Here is a 21,370-nt window from a genome sequence, read left to right as displayed (position 1 = left end):
GCAGCTGCGGACAAGAGTGAGTCCAAGCGGTTAAGGCCAACTACAGGCCGGGCCGCATTGATTCGGATCGACTGCCTGGGTCGCCCTGTACGAAGCCAGATGAGCGACCAGCACGGATGGCAAAAAGAACCGTGGTCTGGGCGTAGGCAGCCCAGCGCCGCGGTTCCTGCACATCGACCGTCAGTTGAAGAGCGCCAGCACCATGACCAGCAAGCACAGCACCATGAAGATGATGCTGCCGACGTTTAGGAAGATGGTCTGGGGCACCACGCTCCGGGGCAGCTCCTCAGGAGTGGTGAAGAAGACCAGCTTGCGGCGGTTGACGATCATGATCACCAGACCGGCGAAGAAGACCGCCACCATGCAGCATTCAAAGGCGAGGAAGGACACCGACAAGACCGGATGGGCCTGGAAGGCCTGCTGGACCTGCTGCGGATCCATGGAGGAGAGCTGGTCGGAGGCCCTATCCCCAAGCCCCATCATCAGTATGGAGGGGACAGCGCCGCCGAGCAGGTTGACAATCATATGCATGGCGATCGAGTAGCGCAGGCGTGAGGTGCGCATGTAGACGTAGCCAAGGACCAGCCCGATGCCAAAGGCGTAGAAGAACTGGTAGAGGTTGCCATGGAAGAGGCCGAACATCAGGGCCGAGAACACAATGGCCGGCTTCTCACCATAGCGGCGAAGGTGGTCGATGAGCTGCTTGCGGAATATCCATTCCTCGAAGATGGGAGCCAGGATCACCGTGACGACGACGATGGTGACCGGGTCGGCGCCAAGTAGCTCGTCCAGACTGTTGGTGGCCTCACCACCTGAGAGTAAGGCGGAAAGGATCTGCCCAATGATGTTGCCGATGCTCATGATGGGGAAGCAGGACAGGAGCAGCATGATGAAGCTGGTCGGCTTCAGGCCCATCTTGCGGGTTGGCAGGACGGGGATCATATTGAAGATCAGCAGGGTCAGGGGCATGGCCACGAAGTAGAGCGGACCGTTTGAGACCAGCACAGTCTCCCAGTAGGGGATCTTCACGCCACGGTCGACCGCAGCCATGATGATGCCGAAGATAATCGCCAAACCATACCAGACGGCGAACATCATGCTGAGGGCCACGCCGGCCATGGAGAAGCGGCGGCGGGCCAGGAACCACCAGTCGGGGTTGATGACATCAGGCAGGCCTCGTGGAACCCCGGGCCTTCTGGCCGGCATGGGCTGGGCCTGGAAGCCGGGTTGGAACTGAGGCTGTTGGCCGGGCCAGGTGGGCTGCAGGGGCTGAGGCTGCGGCATGGTCTGTGCGCCTGTGGGAGCTGCCCCAGCTGGCACGGGGGCTGCGGGAGACACTGGAACCGTTGGCCCCATGGGATCTGTGGGAAGCCCTGGGGTCAAAGGGGTCGGGGTCACAGGACCATAGCCTTGCGGATTCGGGAGCGTCGGCGGCTGGACCGGGTATTGCGGCTGGGCCTGCCTCAGGCCGGGACCATAGGACCCGTAAGGTGCGTACGCGTCGGCCCCGCCATATGGCTGCGGCTGCACAGGCTGCCGGGGAACATTCCCTTGGTGGCCTGGGGCACCCCAATGCTGCCTAGGGGGCACCTGAGCTCCGGCCCCAAGGGGCAGGAACTGCGGGGGGTCCGACCTATGGACCGGGAGCGGTGACCCTGTAGGCTGACCTGCCGAAGGGGAAGGGTCAGAAGTCGGCGCCGAGGGACCCTCCTGCCCATTGCCCTGCTGCTGAGGCGACCCGGCAGGCAGGCCCACGGCCCCTTCTTGTCCAGCCGCATACCCAGTCTGATCAGGCTGGCTGGGCGATTCAAGCTGGCCAGGCCGCAGGTCAACCGGCCCTCCATCGGATGAGGGCCCATCCTGGTCGCCGTCGTCCTGTGACTGGGACTTGTCCGCATACTGAGACAATCCGCCATAGAAGGAATCCGTCGTCAGGGACGGAAGGGAAAACTGAGGGGTCTCCTGCTTGAAGAAATCAGCGAGTGGCTGGCTCTGGGCACCGTCGCGGAGCCCATCGTCACCGCCATTGCTGGCCTTCGCAGCCATGCCTTCCTGCTCCATCCGTCCTCCTCATCGTCAACCGACTCGTCGTAATACTGTTGTCTAATTTACGGCAGAGGGGCAACCGGGGCAATGCGGGAGGAAGGAGTCAGGCCAGCAGACCGTCGATCAGTTGGCTGATTAGGTCGCCGTAGGGCAGGCCTGTGGCCTCCCAGGCTTTGGGGTACATGGAGATGGGTGTGAAACCAGGCATGGTGTTGATCTCGTTGACCAGAATCCGCCCCTGCGGCGTCACGAAGGTGTCCACGCGGCTCAAGCCACTGCAGTCCAGGACCTTGAATGCTTTGATGGCAACCTGCCGCACCGCTTCAAGGGTATCCTGGGGCAGGCGGGCCGGAACCTCCACATGGGAGGCATCCTCGTCCATGTACTTGCTGTCGAAATCGTAGAACTGGCCCTCGCCGCCAGCCTCGTCCTTACGGTCCAGCACCACCTCACCGGGCCAGGAGGCTGTGGGTTCCTGATCGCTGCGGGCCTGCAGCACGGCGCATTCGATCTCACGGCCGGCAATTCCCTCCTCAACCAGAACCTTCCAATCATGCCGTGAGGCCTCAAAGACCGCCTGCGCCAGGGCCTGGGCCTGGCCTTGCTCATCGAGCTTGGTCACGCCGAAGCTGGACCCGGCCCGGGAGGGTTTGACAAAGAGCGGGTAGGACAGGCCGGCGGAGTCCACTTGCGCTTGGAGGGCCTGGGCCTGGCCGGAGAACTGGTCGGCAGCCTTGAAATTCCTGGTGTCAAGGGTGATGCCAGACACCACGTCGATGCCTGCGGCTGCCAGGATTACCTTAGTGAAGTCCTTGTCCATGCAGGCGGCGGAGGCGAAGACCCCGCAACCCACGTAGGGCAGGCCCATGGTCTCCAGGAGCCCTTGGATACTGCCATCCTCGCCATAGGGGCCATGCATGACCGGCAGGACCGCGTCAATATGCCCCAGGGACTGCAGGCTCCCATCGGGCTGACGGGCATAGAAGCCGTCCGGTCCCCCGCCCATGTCCACGACCACGGGGCGGCTTCCCAAGCTTTGCTCGACAGTTGGCAGGGAACCGGAGGACAGGTCGAAGTCCCGGGGATCGGTGCCTCCGGTCAACCAGCGGCCATCCTTGGTGATGCCGACCGGGACCGGCTCAAACCGTGTGGTATCCATGGCTTTGAGGACCCCTGCCGCCGAAATGCAGGAGATTGAGTGTTCATCGGCCTTACCGCCGTAGAGGACCAGGATACGCCTGTTGGTCATGTCAATCCTTTTGCTTGAGATACGGGCACATTATAGGGCCGGCGGCCAGGGCGCGGCCGGGTCAGCACTTCCTTCTGCCCATAAAGGACACAAGCTGTGGCCGTGGCTATTCCTCGCTGATTTCCCTGCCGAAGAGCTGGGAGAGCATCTGGTCGCAGGTCAGGCCCTCGGACAGGACCCGGCTCATGGCGTAGGCCAGCGGGGTATGAATGCCCAACTGACGGCCCAGGGCTACGACGGCTTCGGTGGTGGGCACCCCCTCCGCGACACCGCTGCTGGCCTGGGTGGCCTCCTCGACGCTCATCCCCTTGCCCAGGTTGGAGCCGAAGCTGTAGTTGCGGCTGAGGGATGACCCACAGGTGGCGATCAGGTCACCCACGCCGGCCAGCCCGGCGAAGGTCTTGAAGTCCGCGCCGGCCGCCTGGCCCAAGGCCGTCAACTCTGCCAGCCCACGGGTCTCGACCATGGAGGCGGTGTTCTCGCCGTAGCCGGCACCCCGTACCATGCCGACGGCCAGGGCCACCACGTTCTTGAAGGAACCGCACATCTCCAAGCCGACCACGTCGGCGGTGACGAAGGCCTTGAAGTAGTCGGTGGTACATGCGGCGGCCATGGTCCGGGCCCTGGCAAGGTCCTTGCAGGCGACCACGGTGGCGGAGGGCTGGCGGAGGGCCACCTCCTTGCTGAGGTTGGGGCCGGACACGGCAGCGAACCGTTCCTCCGGCAGGTCCAGAGCCTGGCAGACCACCTGATCCATGCGGTCCATGCTACGACGCTCAATGCCCTTCATGAGGGAGACGACCAGGGCGTCGGCGGGTATCAGGTCCTTGAAATCAGCCAGGGCCTCCCTGGCGAACTGGGCGGCGATGGCCACGACCACGATCTGGGCCTGGGCCACGGCCTGGGCCCTGTCGCCGGTGGCGGTCATGGAGTCAGGCAGACGGTCAACGACCGGCAGGCGGGCGGAATTGTGGTGGCGCTTGACGATATCGTCGACGATATCACTCTCACGGGCCCACATGGTCACCTCATTGCCGGCATCGGCCAGCACCTGACCAAAGGCGGTGCCCCAAGCCCCAGCGCCCAGTACCGTGATCCTCATGCCATCCCCTCGTCTCGTCGGTTCGTCCTACTCCCTGGTAACTGTGAAGGTCCCTGCCGGAGGCCCGGCCGGCAATCCACACAGCACGTCATAGACATACTCTATACAAGCGGCCTCCCTACTCAAATCTAAGCCAGCAACCGTGGGGCCAGTCAGACCAAGCAAGAATCCTACCTGCCTGGCCAACCGACAGAGGCTCTGCCGGCCGAGCAGACCAGCCAATCAACCAAAGAAACAGCCCAGACAGCCAGTCAGCCAGCCAAACCTTCAAGCCCAGCCGTCGGCACCATAAGCCCAAGCAAACAGGTGCCCATGTCAACCGGCCGAGCAGCCAACGCATCCAGCCCAGCTACAAGCTCAGCAAGCCGAGCCGGCGGCTCAACGGCCATGGCAGACCGCCAGGCCCAAAGGTTCAGCGGGGCTGGCGGCTCATGGTGCGAAAGTCCCAATACCCCTCGGCTGGCGGCTCCTCGCCACGAATCTCGGCCATGACGACCTCCATCCGCTGACGAATCCGCCTGGTCAGCTCCTTGACCGCAGACTCGGGCGGTTCCGGCCCCCAGGAATCCAAATCGGCAAGGAGGTCCCCATAATCCAGCTGGGCGTCGTAGCACATGACCACGTTCCTGCGGGGCCAGGGCCACCAATGGTTGATGGAAGCGGCCCCCCAGGTCACGGAGCAGAAGAGCGGCACCTGCCGGCCCAGCTGCCGGGAGGCCTCCAGGGCGATGACACCGACACCGGACTTGAGGCTCATGGGCCATTTGAGCGGGTCCCGGGTCACCGTGCCTTCGGGCCAGATGGTCAGCGGCCTGCCGGAGGTGAGGATGGCCACGGATTCGTCCTCGATGATTTTGGCCTGGCCCTGGCCCCGTGGGGTGGGCTGCATGCCGACCAGCTGAAACCACTTGCCGATGAGCGGCCACTTGGCCATCTCGGCCTTGGCCATGTACCTGGGTCTGCGGCCCATATGAAACAGCGACATCATGGGAATGAAGACGTCGTACATGGTGACGTGGGTGGCGGCGGTGATGAAGGGGCCGGTCTCCGGCACATGTTCCAGACCCCAGGCCCGCACCCTGGACCGCGAGCGCACCACCAGCGAGACCCCCTCCAGGAGCCTGGCCGTGGCCTTGGGGTTCTGGGCGTTGATCTCGCCCTCGTTGGGCTGCCGTGGGCCGGTCGGGTAGTAATGGGTGGGGTCCACCAGCTGGTGCTTCCGGCCCAGCCTGGCCACCTGCTCCTTGCTGAGCGGCTCTACCGCCGATCGTGGTGAAGGTTTTCCTTTGGATGCCATGCCACCATTGTGCCCCAAGCCCGGAACGAAGGCGACGCTCACCTCCCCCGGACCTGATACAGCCAAGGGATAAGCCGCTGAAAGTATGTCAGAGGCCTATCCCTTGTAGTGAGCTAGGTGAGGGTCAGTCGATGTCGGCGCCCAGGGCGACCAGTTTGCCACGGAAGTCCTCGTAGCCACGGTCGATCAGGGAGATGCCGTTGACATCGGAGGGGCCGGAGGCGGCCAGGGCTGCAATCAGGTGGCTGAAGCCGCCGCGCAGGTCGGGCACGTCAATCTCGCGGCCAGTCAGGGGGGTGGGTCCGAAGATCACGGCCGAATGCTTGTAGTTGCGCTGCTGGAAGCGGCAGGGTAGGGAGCCCAGGCATTCCTTGTAGAGCTGGATGGTGGCGCCCATGTCGACCAGGGGGCGGGTGAAGCCGAAGCGCTGCTCGTAGACGGTCTCATGGACGATGGAGAGGCCGTTGGCCTGGGTCAGGGCGACGACAAGGGGCTGCTGCCAGTCGGTCATGAACCCGGGGTGGACATCGGTCTCGATGGCGACCGGCTTGAGTTCGTTGCCAGGATGCCAGAAGCGTATGCCCTCGTCGGTGATGTCGAACTGCCCGCCGATCTTGCGGAAGACGTTCAGGAAGGTCATCATCTCAGGCTGGGTGGCCCCCTTGACGAATATGTCACCCTGGGTGGCCAACGCGGCTGAGGCCCAGGAGGCGGCCTCGATGCGGTCGGTCAGGGAGGTGTGCCGGTAACCCTTGAGTTCCTTGACCCCCTCGATGCGGAAGGTCCTGTCGACATCCACGGAGATGATGGCGCCCATCTTCTGGAGGACGGCCACCAGATCCATGATCTCGGGTTCGGTGGCGGCACCGGAGAGTTCGGTCTTGCCCTCGGCCTGGACCGCGGCCAGAAGGGTCTGCTCGGTGGCGCCGACAGATGGGTAGGGCAGGTGGATCTTGGCCCCGTGCAGTCCGTCCGGGGCGGTGATGTGGATGCCGTCGGCGTGTTCCTTGTCGACCTTGGCTCCCAACTTGCGCAGGGTCTCCAGATGGAAGTCGATGGGCCTACCGCCGATGTTACAGCCGCCCAGGGCCGGAATGAAGGCCTCTCCCAGCCGGTGCAGGAGGGGGCCGGAGAAGAGGATGGGAATGCGGGAGGACCCGGAGAGTGTGTCCACATCGGCCACGTCCGCCAGTTGGACCTTCTTGGCATCAATGGTCACGATGCCAGCGGCCTCATCCACATCCACGTTCACACCGTGGAGTCGCAGGAGGTCGGAGACCACATGGACGTCACGAATCTGCGGAACGTTCTTCAGCACGGAGGTGTCCGGCGCCAGCAGGGCAGCCACCATGGCCTTGCTGACGAAATTCTTGGCTCCACGCACCTGGATGCTGCCGACCAGCGGCTTGCCACCCTCCACATGCAGGAGGTCCTTGCTGTTCTCTGCCACGTCGGCCTCTTTCTCGTCATTTGCCTTGCGCCAACCACACCTGTTTACGGCTGCCGAGACAGGGCTGTCAGCTTCTCGTATTCATGCTATGCCACCAGTCTGCCACACGGTTTGTGCGTGGCAGGTGAAATGCGCCGGCAGCCTAAGCCTGCCGCCCTGGGCGATCAGGCGCTGACACGGTTGGTCGAGCCCGGCCACCGCAGGCCAGCGGCACAGCTCTTCACCCAGGCCAACACAGCAGTCGCAGTGTCTATTCCTTGGCGTGTCAGCCCTGTGCCGGGGCGGCCTGGCAGGCGATCTGTCGGGCCAGCAGGGGGTTCCACATGGCACCGGTGGCGCTCATGACCGCGTCGGCTCCCGCCTGGCGGTAGGCCTCATAGTCCTCGGGACCCATGACCCCGCCCACGCCGGTGATGGCGAAGTCCAAGCCCAGCCTGCGCCGGATCGCGTCGAGCCGACGGACCATATCGAGCCCGGCTCCCCTGATGGCGTCGCCGCAGACACCGCTGTGGTCTCGGCCCTCGCCAGGCAGGGCCTGCCGACCCTGGGCGTCGACCAGCCGGGCGGAAATGGTGTTGATGGTGGCGAAACCCTGAACCCTCCCCTGGGCCGCGGTCTGGCGGACCATGGTCTCCAAGGCCTCATCGGAGGGAATATAGGCCAGTTTGATGATCAGCGGCCTGTCACCGATCTCCTCCTTGACGGCCTGCGCTATGCGGCCCACCAGCTGCGGGTCATGGCAGAGCAGACGCCCATGGCCCTCATTGGGGCAGGAGGTGTTCATCTCCATGATCCGGGCACCGGTCTGACAGACCAGTCGGGCGGTCTGGACATGGTCGCGGATGTAGGCCTCCTGGTCCATGCCTGGCCACCGCGAGCCTTGGAAGCTGGGCAGGAGGAGCTGGCCTGGGCCGGCAGCCTCCATGGCAGCCTGCATATCGGGCTGCCAGATGTCCGGGTCCCGGGAAGGCACGCCGAAGGAGTTGGATATGGAGACCGGACGGCGGTAATCGGTGTCGGCCAGCAGGCCCTCCTCCAGCTCTGGACAGCCGGGGGTGATGGAGCCATCAGCACTGCGGGGGTGGACGGAGAGCACATTCGGGAAGGGATTGCAGGGCCAGGCCTGGGACCGGACCGTCTTGTAGACCGCCATGTCGAAACCCATGCGGAAGGCTGCAGTGGTGTACTTGGCGTTGAGTAGGGGGCCTGCGGGGATGCCGAAGGGCAGGTTAAGAGGGATTCCCAGAAAGCTGGACTGGGGCTGGGCTTGAGCCTGGGTGGGCTGCTGCCTGTCGAAACCCTGCGGCTGCTTGGCCTGCGAATCGGTCAGCGACTGGTGGGGCGACTCGGTGTCGGTGCCATCGAGCGCATGTTTGAAGAGTCCGAAGGGCCCCAGAGCATAGTTGTCCTCGTAGGACAGGGCCGAATTGTAGAAGGGTTCGAGATCGGGAGAGCCTATGGCTGCACCCCTGGAGGATGTTGAGGGAATCGGTGTGGTCGGCTTGGTCATGGAGGCCCCTTTCGTCCACCCCACCATCATAGCGAACCCGTGCTATCAGACCGGCGGCCCGCTGCCAGCCGGCGACGGTCGGCCAGCCAAGGGCACTGGCCAACGGGAAGGGCAGGGCCGGTCAGTCCATCCCCAGGTCGAAGGCTGCGGCCTCATCCTTGCGAGAATACTGGCGGAAGGCCATGAGGGTCTGGGTGGCGACCACGCCCTCGACCTTGGCGATGCCGTCGGGGATGATGGTGGTCAGCTTGTCGAAGTCGGCGGTGGAGACGATGGCGACCAGATCGACCTCGCCAGCCACCGAGTAGACATCCCTTACACCAGGAATCTCCACGATGGCCTGGGCGGCCTGGGACACCTTGTTCGCCTCGGTGTTGATGAGCACAACTGCGTCAGCCATGATGCTTCTCCGATTCCTGTGCGGCCTGCGGGCCGGAACGAGCTTGTGGCTACAGCCTAACCGAGGGCCTGGGATGACACCAGAGGAGGTCCAGCATCTGATTGCCGGTGGGCGATCTTGCGGCATCCACCCCTGGGGCGGCTCCGGTCTGGACAACCCGCCTACTCAGGACTTGCGGTCGCTGAGTGGTCCGGCCCACTCACCCTCGTCCACCTCTCTGGCAGAACCAATGGGTTGTTCGGGCCCATGCTTGACGGGAATGGTCTTGGGTTTGAAGGGGAAGAGCTTGTCACGCTTGGCCTCATAGGCGCTGATGGCATCCTCGTGCTGAAGGGTCAGGTCTATGTCATCGTAGCCGTTGAGCAGGCGCCAGCGGGTGTAGTCGTTGACCTCGAAGGGTAGGGTCACATCGCCGCAGGTCACGGTCCGCTGCTCCAGGTCCACAGTCATGGACCGGCCAGGCTCCTCCTCCAGGAGCTTCCAGAGGAGCTCGATGCTCTCCTGGGGCATGATGGCCGCCAGCAGGCCATTCTTGGCGGTGTTGCCGTAGAAGATGTCAGCGAAGCGGGAGGATATGACCACGCGGATGCCCCAGTCCCGCAGGGCCCAGACGGCATGTTCCCGGGAGGAGCCGATGCCGAAGTCCGGGCCGGTGACCAGAATCTTGCCCTGGGCATATTCCGGCCTATTGAGCAGGAAGTCGGGGTCCCTGCGCCAGGAGTAGAAGAGGGCGTCCTCGAAGCCGGTCTTGGTCACCCGCTTCAGAAAGACGGCTGGAATAATCTGGTCGGTGTCCACATTGGACCGGCGCAGGGGCATTCCCGTCCCTGTCACGACTCGTATAGGTTCCATGGTCTACCCCATTTCACTCACTGTCCATCATGTGGACTTCGCTAGCTGGCTCCGCCTTCCCAAACGGACCTGCTACCTATCTACTGGCTACTTCTGCTCTGATCTTCTCTGCACCCTCGGCCAAGCTGCCAGGCCAAGACGGGCCGATCACAGGTCGGCTGGGCTCGATATGGTCCCACGGATTGCCGTGGCCGCCGCCACCTGGGGTGAGGCCAAATGGGTCCGGGAACCCTTACCCTGCCTGCCCTGGAAGTTGCGGTTGGAGGTGGAGATGGACCGCTCGTCGGGCACCATCTTGTCGGGGTTCATACCCAGGCACATGGAGCAGCCGGCATTGCGCCATTCGGCCCCGAAATCCTTGAAGATCTTGTCGAGCCCCTCCTCTTCGGCCTGGAGGCGGGCTCGGGAGGAGGCCGGCACGACCAGGACCCGATGGATGGAGTCGGCCTTGTGCTGCCCCTTCATGATGGCGGCGGCGGCCCGCAGGTCCTCGATGCGCCCGTTGGTGCAGGAGCCGATGAACACCGTGTCGACCGGAATGCTCTTGATGGGCATGCCAGGCGTCAGACCCATGTAGTCAATGGCCTCCTGGGCGGCCCCGCGCCTGGCCTCGTCGGCGATCTCCTCCGGCACGGGAACACTGTCGTTGATGGGCAGGCCCTGGCCGGGATTGGTGCCCCAGGTCACGTAGGGAGTCAGGCTGGACGCGTCTAGGTCCACAACCTTGTCGAATACCGCATCATCATCGGTCTTCAGGGTCTTCCAGTATTCGACGGCCCGGTCCCACATCTCACCCTCCGGCGCGTGGGGGCGGCCCTTGAGGTAGTCGAAGGTCGTCTGGTCGGGAGCCACCATGCCGGCACGGGCCCCTGCCTCGATGGACATGTTGCAGATGGTCATCCGCGCCTCCATGGACAGGTTGCGGATGGCCTCGCCCCGGTATTCGAGAACATGGCCCTGGCCGCCGCCGGTACCGATCTTGGCGATGATGGCCAGAATGATGTCCTTGGCGGTGACACCCTGTGCCAACTTGCCGTTCACATTGATGGCCATAGTGTCAAAAGGCTTGAGCGACAAGGTCTGCGTGGCCATGACATGCTCCACCTCGGAGGTGCCGATGCCGAAGGCCAAGGCCCCGAAGGCGCCATGGGTGGACGTATGGGAGTCGCCGCAGACAATGGTCATACCCGGCTGGGTCAGGCCCAGGTTGGGCGCGAAGGCGTGAACGATGCCCTGGTCGGCGTCTCCCAAGGGGTGGAGCCGCACACCGAACTCCTCGCAATTCTGCTCCAGGGTGCTCAACTGCAGGGCCGAGACCTTATCAGGATTGGGGCGGTCAATGTTGATGGTCGGGGTGTTGTGGTCCTCGGTGGCGATCAGCTGATCAATATGGCGGGGCTTGCGGCCGGCCAGACGCAGGCCCTCGAAGGCCTGGGGACTGGTGACCTCGTGCATGAGCATCAGGTCGATGTAGAGCAGGTCAGGGGCACCATCCTCACCGTGGTAGACCAGGTGATCGGCCCAGACCTTCTCAGCCAACGTACTTGCCATATGCGCTCCTCGAACTTCCACCAACAGATTGACAACAGGGTAAAAAACGTTGTTTTTCCGCCATTTTGCTGTGACGTGTATAGCTACTTCCATCGCCCTCTCGGACTGCTTACCCTGAGTATGGACGCTCCCGACCTGTATGGACTTTTGCGTTTCGAAATATGAGATGACATAATTTATCCATGGCTACTTCCCAAGAAACCGACGATGATATGAGCATCTCTGAGCAAATGCTCCCCGATAACCCCCTCTCCAACCAACCGTCAGTGGTCGAGCACGATGATCTGGACAAGAAGGAGATTCATTCTGGGGTTGGCGTCTTGGACAAGACCATTAAGATTCTCGATGCACTGGAGACCGGCCCCATGACCCTGGGCCAGCTGGTCGGAGCCACAGGGCTCGCCCGCCCCACAGCCCACCGCCTGGCCATAGCCCTGGAACGTCACCGTTTCGTATTACGTGACCAGCACGGGCGCTTCGTCCTAGGCTCCCGCTTCGCCGAACTGGCGGCGGCGGCCGGCGAGGACCGGCTGCTCACCGCCGCAGGCCCCATCCTCCAGACCCTGCTGGACCGCACGGGTGAGTCGGCCCAGATTTATCGCCGCCAGGGCGACCAGCGGGTGTGCATCGCCGCCGTGGAGCGAGCCAGCGGACTGCGCGACTCCATTCCGGTGGGCGCCATGCTCTCCATGGAGGCCGGTTCCGCCGCCCAGATTCTGCTGGCCTGGGAGGACTCGGAACGCCTCCACCAAGGTCTGCGCCACGCCAAATTCACGGCCGCAGGCCTGGCCGCCGTCCGCAAGCGCGGGTGGTCCGAATCAGTCAACGAGCGGGAAGAAGGTGTCTGCTCCATCTCAGCGCCCATCCGCAACTCCTCGGGCCAGGTCATCGCAGCCATCTCCATCTCCGGCCCCTCCGGGCGCATGGGCCCCACCCCTGGCCGCCGTTACGCACCCCTGGTCATGGCCGCCGGCAAGTACCTGACCGAGGCCCTGCTCAAGGCCAATGCAGGGCGCTGAGCCATACCGCGCCAACCACAACACAAGCCTTGCGGAAGGGACCTCCTAGACGGAGGTTCCTTCCCATACCCACCCACCTTCCAAGTGACCGACCCGGCCAGACTCATGGCGGCATGACCGCCACACCAAGGAGCCAACACCACCCACCACTCAATTCAAATCCAAGGTCCGGGTCAACGGCAACACCAAAACCATGTCAGGACAAACGCCACACCAACAAGATCAGCGCCGAGAGTAGAAGCAAATCAAGACCTACGGCAAGCTAAAACCAGCGTCAGCGTCGCCCCCCCCCCATAGACACATAGGCACCAACCCAACGCCAACAGGACCAACCCACATCAACGCCGAAAGTAAAAGCCACACCGGTCTGAACCCAAATCAAACCAAACCCAACATCAGTGTCAGTATCAACGACAACGCTGAAGCCAAGACCGGATCAAGACCTATACCACCGAGAATCCAGCGTCATTGGCGATGACAACACCATGTCAACAGCAACATCAAGACCACCTCTAAGACCGGGGGCTGCACCCGCCTCCACCTACTTCCTAATGTGCAACTTAGCCAGGAGCCGGCTCAGGAGACTGGGCTTGTGGAGCAGATCCATGGCCTCACCCTTGGCGTCCGCCGTAGTGTTCAGCGCATAGGTGTATGCCTTGTGGGTTCCGGGCTTGCCGACCAGATCGCCGAAGGTCAAGGGTTGGGTGCGCGGCTCATAGGGGTGGCGGATGTCGAACTCGAAAAGCCGCGCGGCACACTGGGTGGGGGCCGGTCCATAGGAGCCGAAACCGCAGGTGGGCGTTGCGGCCAGCATAATGCCCTCCAGCTCACCCACAAAACGGTTGCGGTGGTCGTGGCCGGCAGCCATCGCGAAGTAGCCATCCTTGGCCTTGAGAATATCGAACTCCCCGCTGTCACGATCGGGGCAACTGATTCCCTCACCCAGGAAGGAACCGGGCAGGGTCTTGGTATCATCAAGGATAAAAGAGCGGCCGCTGAAGGCCCGGTAGCCCTCCACCGCCCGGGCCGTGGTGGCCGGAACCTCGGTCAGCAGCCGGTAGTACTGGGGTATGGGAAAATGCTGGAAGACCATGGATTTGGTCTTCATGAGCTCAGGGACCTGACGAAGGAAGGCCAGGGCAGCGGGATCCGGGCTGCCGGCGCCGCCCTCCCTGGCGTAATCACCCGAATCGAGCATGACCAGGCCGATGACATTACGCTGGCGCTCCTCATCCATAACCGGAAGGGCGAAGGTGCCCGGCTGGCAGGGGAAGACCTCCTGGTCCGGCAGTTCCGCAAAAGCATGGGTCAAGGGTTTGGTGGCCTCGGCCTGCCTGCCCTCGGCAGCGTGCTTCCTGTCCATGCTATTTGGTTCGCCCTCGTGGCCCGTCGCCGACTTGGGATTCAGACAGCCGGGAAACTCACGGTATATATCGTCCAATTGCCCATTGCTCAGTCCGCACTGAAAATCATGATTGCCATAGGTGACCACCCAGGGAATCTGCCGGTCAACCAAGGGCTGCAGAAACTGGCCGATGCACTTGCGCACCAGCTCAGTGGTGCGGGCCCGGTTGGCAGCCGCCCGCTTATCAGCATCAATGGCGGACACGCCTACCGAGGTCCGGCTGCGGCCGTGAAGACCATTCCGCGACTTACCGGCAACCTGCTGATCCGGTGAATCCTTGTCCCAACGGCGTCTGCGATAGGTCGCCGAATAGGCCTTGTTATAGCCGGCAATCTGATTGCCGGTAAAAACCACCACATCTGGCCGCACCGCGTCCAAAGCCGCCGAAATCAACTTAAGGGTGTCCCCTGCAACCTTGGGTCCGTCCTGGATGTCAGCCAACTGTAGGACACGGAACTTGCCGGAAGCGTGGAATTGCAGCCGACCCAACCTGGCCGAGACCGAGACTGGGCGGTGATCCTCGGCATCGGCCGGCTGAATGCGAGGCCTCGACGATGAATTCCGTGCTCCTAGGGATAGTTCTGTCATGCCCACTAGCCTAATGCAGTTCCCGCAAATCGCCATAGTAAGCCCCTCCACATTGCCGTCGCTGCGAGTCGAGCCACTATTGACCCCGCCGGCCAACGACCAATCACAACACCAACGCCAACATCTCAGGTCCTTCGCTCGATTCACCCCACCCTCACACTCGGGTCACCCCAATCCCACACCCGATTCAAGATTCCCTCCACCAACTCACGCTCCAACTCGACCGACAGCCTCTCTCGTGGTAAACCCATCCATCTACCGGCTCATCCCCCGTGCCCTCGCCCAAGTCCTCTCCCACACCATCATCCCTCGCGCACGCCATCATCCTCGCGCACGCCCGCACCCCCTCACACACATTCACGGCTCACCCCAAAACCAGATACAAATCCACAGCCGTCCAAGCTCCACACAACCCATCGCACAACTTTACCTAGGGTGAGTCAAGCATCACAATCACCCACCTTCTATCTCCATTCCAGGCCCATAGTCCCAATCCCGCCTTCATCACGCAACATATTCCCAAATCCCCACCAACACCCAAAGACCTCCCAATTCTGGCCAATACCCGAATATTGCCGAACCACCAATACTCAAGCGCTTCAATCACCTGAACCGCACCCCGCCCTGAATCTCATCACGGTCTTCAAAGGAACGACTCACCCCACCTTCAAGTACCCATCAAGAGTGCCGCTCCCCCAATGGCTGATCCTTCATACTTGGAGTTAGGGTGAGTCCGCGCGAGCAAACCTGTCCCAAAAGCAATGAGACCTTGGCTTAAATCGTCTATAAGCACGACGAGTGGTGGGTGGGGCTATAGGAACTAGACGTGTTGTTTTAGATTCTGGATACGTGCCTGGTTGTGGCCTATAGGCCCATGCCCAGGCTCAGACGCAGGTACACACCAAACAGGCCTATAGTTCACATTGAGTACCTATAAGCCGACCTGGGAGGCAGGCCTGGCCATACGACAAGGACACGTCAGATAACCCCAAAACCAGATTCTAAAGCACCACGTTTAGTTCCTATAGGCCAATGCATTCAGTTCCTATAGACCCTATAGTCGAAGCACCACGTTCAGTTCCTATAGATTGGCAAGGTGCATTCATCGGTGGATGCACATGGGGCCGGATACACAAAAACCGCCGGCCTCGCTTCTGCAAGACTGGCGGCAAGTCGCAATGCTGCGGCCACTGGCTGGGGTACCTGGACTCGAACCAAGAATGGATGAACCAGAATCACCTGTGTTGCCAATTACACCATACCCCAATTGACTACAATGTCTATTGTACTAAGTACTTCGACACTGTGTACCTCCAACCGGATTTGAACCGGTGTTGGCGCCGTGAGAGGGCGTAGTCCTAGACCGCTAGACGATGGAGGCCTCGTCGCCCATATTGCTACAGACGACAGATAAAGACTGTACTGAGGAGGCCTACTTCCCGCAAGTCGGCGTGTCGCCATAAGCGAAATACCGCTGTGCTCCGCAAATACCATTGACGCCGCAGAAGCCCGAAACCCAGCCCATAGCAGGCCTCAACAGCCCTCAGACATGCGCGCGCAGGCCTTTGAGGCGGGCCACACTCAGGTCCTTGCCAAGAATTTCCATGGACTCGAACAGCGGCGGCGAAACACGCCGCCCCGACATGGCCACCCGAACCGGACCATAGGCCAGGCGGGGCTTGAAACCGCCGTCCTCAATCAAGGCCTTGTCCAAAAGCTCATGAAGGGCGTCCGCATGCCACTCATCGCCAGAGACAGGCTCCAGCGCAGCAATCGCCTTATCCAGCACCTCGGCGGCCGAGTCCTTGAGCTGCTTACGGGCATCCTCGTCAGGCTCAATGAAGCCTTCGGTGCCCAGCAGGGAGGCGGTCATACCGGGGACCTCACCCAACAAACGAACCCTAGGCTGGACCAGGGGGCCGGCAGCGGTCAGAATCTCACGCTCGCGCTCAGTCAGAGCGTCCCAGGAATCGGCGGATACCAGTCCCTGGTGCCGCAGGTAGGGCAAGGAACGGTTCAGGAAGTCCTGGGGATCGAGCATACGGATATGCTCGGCATTGATGGAGATGGCCTTATCAATGTCAAAGTGGGCGGGGTTGGCCTTGACGTCGCGGATGTCGAACTTCTCAATCATCTCGTCCATGGTGAAGATATCGCGGTCGGAAGCAATCGACCAGCCCAGCAGGGCCAGGTAGTTGAGTAGGCCCTCGGGGATGAAGCCGTTGTCGCGGTGGAGGAAGAGGTTGGACTCCGGGTCGCGCTTGGAGAGCTTCTTCTTGCCCTTGCCCATAACATAGGGCATGTGGCCGAAGAGCGGCATCTCCTTGGCGACACCAAGCTCCATGAGGTAACGGTAGAGCACGATCTGGCGGGGTGTGGAGCTGAGCAGGTCCTCGCCACGCAACACCACATTGATGCGCATCATGGCGTCATCGACCGGGTTCGTCAGCGTGTAGAGGGGGTCTCCGTTGGGACGCACGATCACATAGTCCGGCACCGATCCGGCTTTGAACTCGATGTGGCCACGGATCAGGTCGTCGAAGGCGATGTCCTCATCAGGCATGCGAATTCGCAGGGCTGGCTTGCGGCCCTCGGCGCGGAACGTGGCCTTTTGCTCCTCGGTCAGATCGCGGTCGTAGCCGTCATAACCGAAGGCCTTGGGTCGGCCAGCGGCCAGATTACGGGCCTCGACCTCCTCAGGGGTGGAGTAGGACTCATAGGCATATCCGGCCTCGAACAGCCGCCGGGCAACGTCCTGGTAAATATCGAATCGCTCGGATTGACGGTAGGGGCCATCTGGGCCGCCCACATTGATGCCCTCATCCCAGTCGATGCCCAACCATTCCAAAGCGTCAATGATCTGCTGATAGCTCTCCTCGCTGTCGCGGACCGCATCGGTGTCCTCGATACGAAAGACGAAACGACCATGGGTATGGCGGGCCTCAGCCCAATTGAACAGGGCCGTGCGGACCATGCCCACGTGGGGCGTGCCGGTCGGAGAAGGGCAGAAACGGACGCGTACATCTTCGGGCAATTTGGGTTGGGTCTGATCAGTCATGGCTCTATTGTGCCCCGAAAGTGAGACTTGCCCAAGCCCGCCGCCCCCACTGGCCCGATGGCCATCGCCGAGCTCACGGGTCTTGAAGGCTGGGTCATGCGGCTACCCCATCGATACTGATCAAGCATGGGGCCGGCCTTCGCTCATGTCTCGCTAGCGGTAGGCGGAGGGGAACACCGCGCACAGACCTAGATGCGAAGGCGCGAATAATCTCTCCCACTTCGCCTGCAGCCAGGCACGACAACTCGAGTCTTCAGGTAGCACCAATACCCACTCCCGCCCCACCCGCTCAAGGAATCACCCTATGGCGAGCCGAGCCAGGGGCCGGCGCGGAGCACCTGTTATTTACTCAGAAAAACCTCCGGGGCCTTCATGAAGTTCTCGGCACAACGCTCACCGCAGAAGTAGTAGGTCTTGCCTTGATATTCACGGTTAATGGCCTCATCGTTAACGGTCACGCTCATGCCGCATACCGGGTCGGTCGCCGTTGCGGCTCCCTTGGCAGCCGCCTTATCTGACATGTTCATATCCATTGGATTCTCCTTGTTGTGGTGGGTATTGCTGCCGGTCATGCCGGACTGGCTTGCAGCCCCATTCGGCGTGACCAAATCACTCCGGTCATCGACTATAACCTGAGGCTCATTGCCGGCGACAAGCCCGGACTGGCTCGCCGCCTTGCTCCCGGACTCGTCTCCTCCGCCGGGGTGGCCGATGGAATCTTGCCGAATCTCGGCATGCCTGAGCCGGTTGGCGTTGAGCACAAGGCAGAGGGAGGAAAGGGCCATGGCCAGCCCGGCGATCATAGGACTCAGCAGCCATCCGGTGAGCGGGTAGAGCAGGCCCGCCGCCAGAGGAATGCCGATGACGTTGTAGCCAAAGGCCCACATCAGATTCTCGCCGATATTGCGCATGGTGGCGCGGGAGAGGTTGATGATGCGGACCACTCCGCGCAGGTCGCCGCTCATGAGGGTCACGTCCGCCGACTGCATGGCCACGTCGGTGCCGGTGCCGATGGCTATACCCAGGTCGGCCTGAGCTAGGGCTGGGGCATCGTTGATGCCGTCGCCAACCATGGCGATCAGCCCCTGGGAACCTCGCCGGCCACTTGAGGATTGGGCCTTGGCCTGCGCGTCCCTCTCGTCCTGCAGACGTTTGATCCAGTAGGCCTTGCCGTCAGGGCGAACCTGGGCGATGACCGTGTCAATGCCCACCTCGGAGGCGATACGCGCCGCTACCTCTGCCTTGTCTCCACTCAGCATGACGGTTCGAATTCCGGCACGGCGCAAGGCAACGACGGCTTCGGCAGACCCCTCCTTGACAGGGTCGCCCTCATAGGAGGGACTGTCCAACCGCGAATCCGCGTCAATCACACCCCGGGTTATGGTACCGGTCTTGTCAAAAACGACAGTGCGAATGTTCCGGGCCCGTTCCAAGGCCTTGGCCGACGTGACCAGCACACCCTTCGAGGCACCCAGGCCCGTTGCTGCGGTGACCGACAGCGGGGTCGCCAGGCCCAGGGCGCAAGGGCAGGCAATGATCAGCACACTGACGGCGGTTATGACGGCATGTGCCAGGGCGGGTTGCGGGCCAAAGGCCATCCAGATGGCGAAGGTCCACACGGCTATGACCATGACCACCGGTACGAAGATCCGCGCAATCCTATCTGCCAGTTGCTGGACGGGCGCCTTCGTGGCCTGGGCTCGGGCGACCAGGGACACGATCTGAGAGAGCACCGTGTCGCCGCCGACCTGCGTGACACGCATGACCAGATTGCCCTTGAGCAGGATGGTGGCACCGGTCAGCGGCTGCCCCTCACCACGGCTGACGGGCTTTGATTCGCCGGTGATCATGGACTCATCAACCTGGCCGGAACCCGCCAGGACCACTCCATCAGTGGGAATCCGTTCTCCGGCTTTGATGACCAGCAGGTTACCTTGCGCTAAATCGTCTGTAGCCACCTCGCGCAAATTGGCAAGGTTTTCCCAGGCCTGCGGACCCTTGGCCACAGTCTCCTCATCAACCAGCAGCGCTTTGCGCGGGCGAAGTTTGATCAGGGATTGAACGGCCTGACCGGTGCCCTCACGCGCCTTGGCCTCCAACAGGCGCCCCAGCAGAACCAGGGCGATGACCACACCGACCGACTCAAAGTAAGGCTCGCGCGAGCCCTCAGGCATGATGCCGGGAGCCACACAGACAACAAGGCTGTACAGGTAAGCGGCCGTAGCGCCCAAGGCCACCAGGGAATTCATATCCGGCGACCTATGGACCAGCGCAGGCCAACCGACCCGGTGGATGGGCCAGCCGCAGTAGAACATGACAGGGGTAATCAGGAGGGCCTGGAGCCAAGGATTGACCATCCACATGGGAATGAGTCCCATGACCAGCATATTGGTCATGCTGGTGAGGAAAACCGGCAGGGTCAGGACCAGGGCGATGACGAAGAGACGGGTGGTGTCCTTGATCTCATGACACCGCTCGACGGCCTCCTGCTCCTCGTTGCGAATCGCGTCGGCAGCACTGTAGCCAGCTGTGGGCGTTGCTGCGCCAACCGACTTTACAGCGCTCGTGGAGCTGACCGGATCGCCGGATCCGCTTTCGGAGGCCGACTGCGTCCCATCTGCACTTCCGTCAGCTTCAGGCGATCCGACCCGCAAGAGCCCATGAACCATGTTCATACCGCAGGCGAAAGGGTATTCACCCGGCGCCAAAGGTGGCAGCTTCACATGCGTTACCTGATTGCCGGGCAGCATGGCATCCAGCCCCAAATCGGAGAAGACCACATGCGATGTGCACTCTCCGGTCTCCTGACGGTCAAAGGTCAGCTCGATGGGAGTGCCAGGGGCCATGGTTATGACCGAAGGGGAATAGCCGCCCTTAACCGTGACAGTCGCCGCCTGGACACCATTCTCGAGGGTTCCGGCGGTTCCTTTCTGACGGCTGAAAAAGAACCAAAGAATGAGCCAAGTCAACAGAGCGGCGACCACCAGGATACCGGCACCTATCACCACCTTGTCAAATACCATTGCGGACCTCTCCTCTGTCTTACATTCGCGGTTTGTCTATTGTGCAAACATTCTTGTTATATACCCTATACCCCTATATGGTATAATTGCAAGCAGTTGTTCAAATGGAAAGATTCCGGACACGAGAGAGGTCAGTCAATGCACGGGTATGGAGCCGACAAAGACAAGGTATTGGGCCGTCTGCACCGCATTGAGGGGCAGGTTAGGGCCATCGGCAAGATGGTGGAGGAAGATAAGTACTGCATTGACGTACTGACACAGATAGCCGCGTCCAATTCCGCCCTGAAATCCGTCGCACTGCTCTTACTCGACGACCACCTCAACCATTGCGTCCGCCAGGCCTCAATCGAAGGCGGCGAAGTGGCCGACGAAAAACTCGCCGAGGCATCGGCAGCCATAGCGCGTCTGATGAAATCCTGATCACGGACGACGCCCCGCCTCGCCAATAACCGGCCAAGTTCGGCCGGGGCCACAGTATGAGCAACCAACCAGGCCAGTGGCGCACGTAGTCATGCGTTACTGAAGTCTTCCGACTCAAGCACAACCCGACCGATTCCCATCCAAGTGGGTACTTCCATGCCGGGCGCCTCACCCCACTGCAACATACCTAAGCCGCCCCGTTGAAATCACGCGCACGTATCGCGACCATTCGCCACTAGGGTGAGCCAGCACTTAGAGACATCGCTCATTGAAGAGCACGAATGCCGTGCAAACGGAAGGGAAAAAGAAATGGGGAGGCGAAAGAAGCAAGTTTGGGGTGACACCAGTGGGGAGGGGAACGCCAGCCATGGCGCCCCAAGCATCCCAAAGACACCCGACG

Annotated in this window: 14 protein-coding genes and 2 tRNA genes; 2 read left to right on the top strand and 14 right to left on the bottom strand. The window is 62.0% G+C overall.

Annotated elements, in window-relative coordinates; genetic code table 11:
- Positions 1-180: 180 nt before the first annotated feature.
- The 9 genes from CRD60_RS08810 to leuC all read right to left on the bottom strand — a co-directional run bounded on the left by CRD60_RS08810 (position 181) and on the right by leuC (position 11,457).
- Positions 181-1,284 (bottom strand): CPBP family intramembrane glutamic endopeptidase, encoded by a 1,104-nt coding sequence (locus CRD60_RS08810; RefSeq protein WP_161522193.1) that lies wholly within the window; start codon positions 1,282-1,284, stop codon positions 181-183.
- A gap of 865 nt (positions 1,285-2,149) precedes the next feature.
- Positions 2,150-3,295, bottom strand: a complete 1,146-nt coding sequence (locus CRD60_RS05075) for a D-alanine--D-alanine ligase family protein (protein ID WP_113860195.1) — start codon at positions 3,293-3,295, stop codon at positions 2,150-2,152.
- A 106-nt stretch (positions 3,296-3,401) separates the two neighbouring features.
- Positions 3,402-4,397 carry an NAD(P)H-dependent glycerol-3-phosphate dehydrogenase gene (locus tag CRD60_RS05070; protein WP_113860194.1) on the bottom strand — a complete coding sequence of 332 codons (996 nt, stop codon included), beginning with the start codon at positions 4,395-4,397 and terminating at the stop codon, positions 3,402-3,404.
- 412 nt (positions 4,398-4,809) lie between these two features.
- Complete coding sequence (locus CRD60_RS05065; protein WP_113860234.1) at positions 4,810-5,694, bottom strand: lysophospholipid acyltransferase family protein; 885 nt, start codon at positions 5,692-5,694, stop codon at positions 4,810-4,812.
- Between the two features lie 124 nt (positions 5,695-5,818).
- A complete protein-coding gene (murA, locus tag CRD60_RS05060; protein WP_113860193.1) occupies positions 5,819-7,144 on the bottom strand; it encodes a UDP-N-acetylglucosamine 1-carboxyvinyltransferase in 1,326 nt (441 codons plus the stop codon).
- Between the two features lie 265 nt (positions 7,145-7,409).
- Positions 7,410-8,654, bottom strand: coding sequence for a tRNA-dihydrouridine synthase (locus tag CRD60_RS05055; RefSeq protein ID WP_113860192.1), 1,245 nt, complete (start codon positions 8,652-8,654; stop codon positions 7,410-7,412).
- Between the two features lie 121 nt (positions 8,655-8,775).
- The gene (locus CRD60_RS05050; RefSeq protein ID WP_113860191.1) at positions 8,776-9,054 is read right to left on the bottom strand and encodes an Lrp/AsnC ligand binding domain-containing protein; all 279 of its coding nucleotides are present in this window, start codon (positions 9,052-9,054) and stop codon (positions 8,776-8,778) included.
- A 165-nt stretch (positions 9,055-9,219) separates the two neighbouring features.
- Positions 9,220-9,906, bottom strand: a complete 687-nt coding sequence (leuD, locus tag CRD60_RS05045) for a 3-isopropylmalate dehydratase small subunit (RefSeq protein ID WP_113860190.1) — start codon at positions 9,904-9,906, stop codon at positions 9,220-9,222.
- A gap of 147 nt (positions 9,907-10,053) precedes the next feature.
- Positions 10,054-11,457, bottom strand: a complete 1,404-nt coding sequence (gene leuC, locus CRD60_RS05040) for a 3-isopropylmalate dehydratase large subunit (protein ID WP_113860189.1) — start codon at positions 11,455-11,457, stop codon at positions 10,054-10,056.
- 230 nt (positions 11,458-11,687) lie between these two features.
- Here leuC and CRD60_RS05035 point away from each other — a divergent pair, with 230 nt between their 5' ends.
- Positions 11,688-12,476 (top strand): IclR family transcriptional regulator, encoded by a 789-nt coding sequence (locus tag CRD60_RS05035; protein ID WP_407923172.1) that lies wholly within the window; start codon positions 11,688-11,690, stop codon positions 12,474-12,476.
- 541 nt (positions 12,477-13,017) lie between these two features.
- Here the strand turns inward: CRD60_RS05035 and CRD60_RS05030 are convergent.
- The 5 genes from CRD60_RS05030 to CRD60_RS05010 all read right to left on the bottom strand — a co-directional run bounded on the left by CRD60_RS05030 (position 13,018) and on the right by CRD60_RS05010 (position 20,550).
- Complete coding sequence (locus CRD60_RS05030) at positions 13,018-14,469, bottom strand: metallophosphoesterase family protein (protein ID WP_113860188.1); 1,452 nt, start codon at positions 14,467-14,469, stop codon at positions 13,018-13,020.
- A gap of 1,191 nt (positions 14,470-15,660) precedes the next feature.
- Positions 15,661-15,735, bottom strand: a tRNA-Gln gene (locus CRD60_RS05025).
- A 42-nt stretch (positions 15,736-15,777) separates the two neighbouring features.
- Positions 15,778-15,850: transfer RNA gene (locus CRD60_RS05020), tRNA-Glu, on the bottom strand.
- A 162-nt stretch (positions 15,851-16,012) separates the two neighbouring features.
- The gene (gltX, locus tag CRD60_RS05015; protein WP_113860187.1) at positions 16,013-17,527 is read right to left on the bottom strand and encodes a glutamate--tRNA ligase; all 1,515 of its coding nucleotides are present in this window, start codon (positions 17,525-17,527) and stop codon (positions 16,013-16,015) included.
- A 341-nt stretch (positions 17,528-17,868) separates the two neighbouring features.
- Complete coding sequence (locus tag CRD60_RS05010) at positions 17,869-20,550, bottom strand: HAD-IC family P-type ATPase (protein ID WP_113860186.1); 2,682 nt, start codon at positions 20,548-20,550, stop codon at positions 17,869-17,871.
- 138 nt (positions 20,551-20,688) lie between these two features.
- On the opposite strand from CRD60_RS05010, the gene CRD60_RS05005 reads away from it, so the two are divergent.
- The gene (locus CRD60_RS05005) at positions 20,689-20,970 is read left to right on the top strand and encodes a metal-sensitive transcriptional regulator (protein WP_113860185.1); all 282 of its coding nucleotides are present in this window, start codon (positions 20,689-20,691) and stop codon (positions 20,968-20,970) included.
- Positions 20,971-21,370: the final 400 nt, after the last annotated feature.

Source organism: Bifidobacterium aemilianum, assembly GCF_003315635.1.
In the GTDB taxonomy this organism is placed as follows: domain Bacteria; phylum Actinomycetota; class Actinomycetes; order Actinomycetales; family Bifidobacteriaceae; genus Bifidobacterium; species Bifidobacterium aemilianum.
This window is presented reverse-complemented; position numbering and strand designations above follow the sequence as displayed.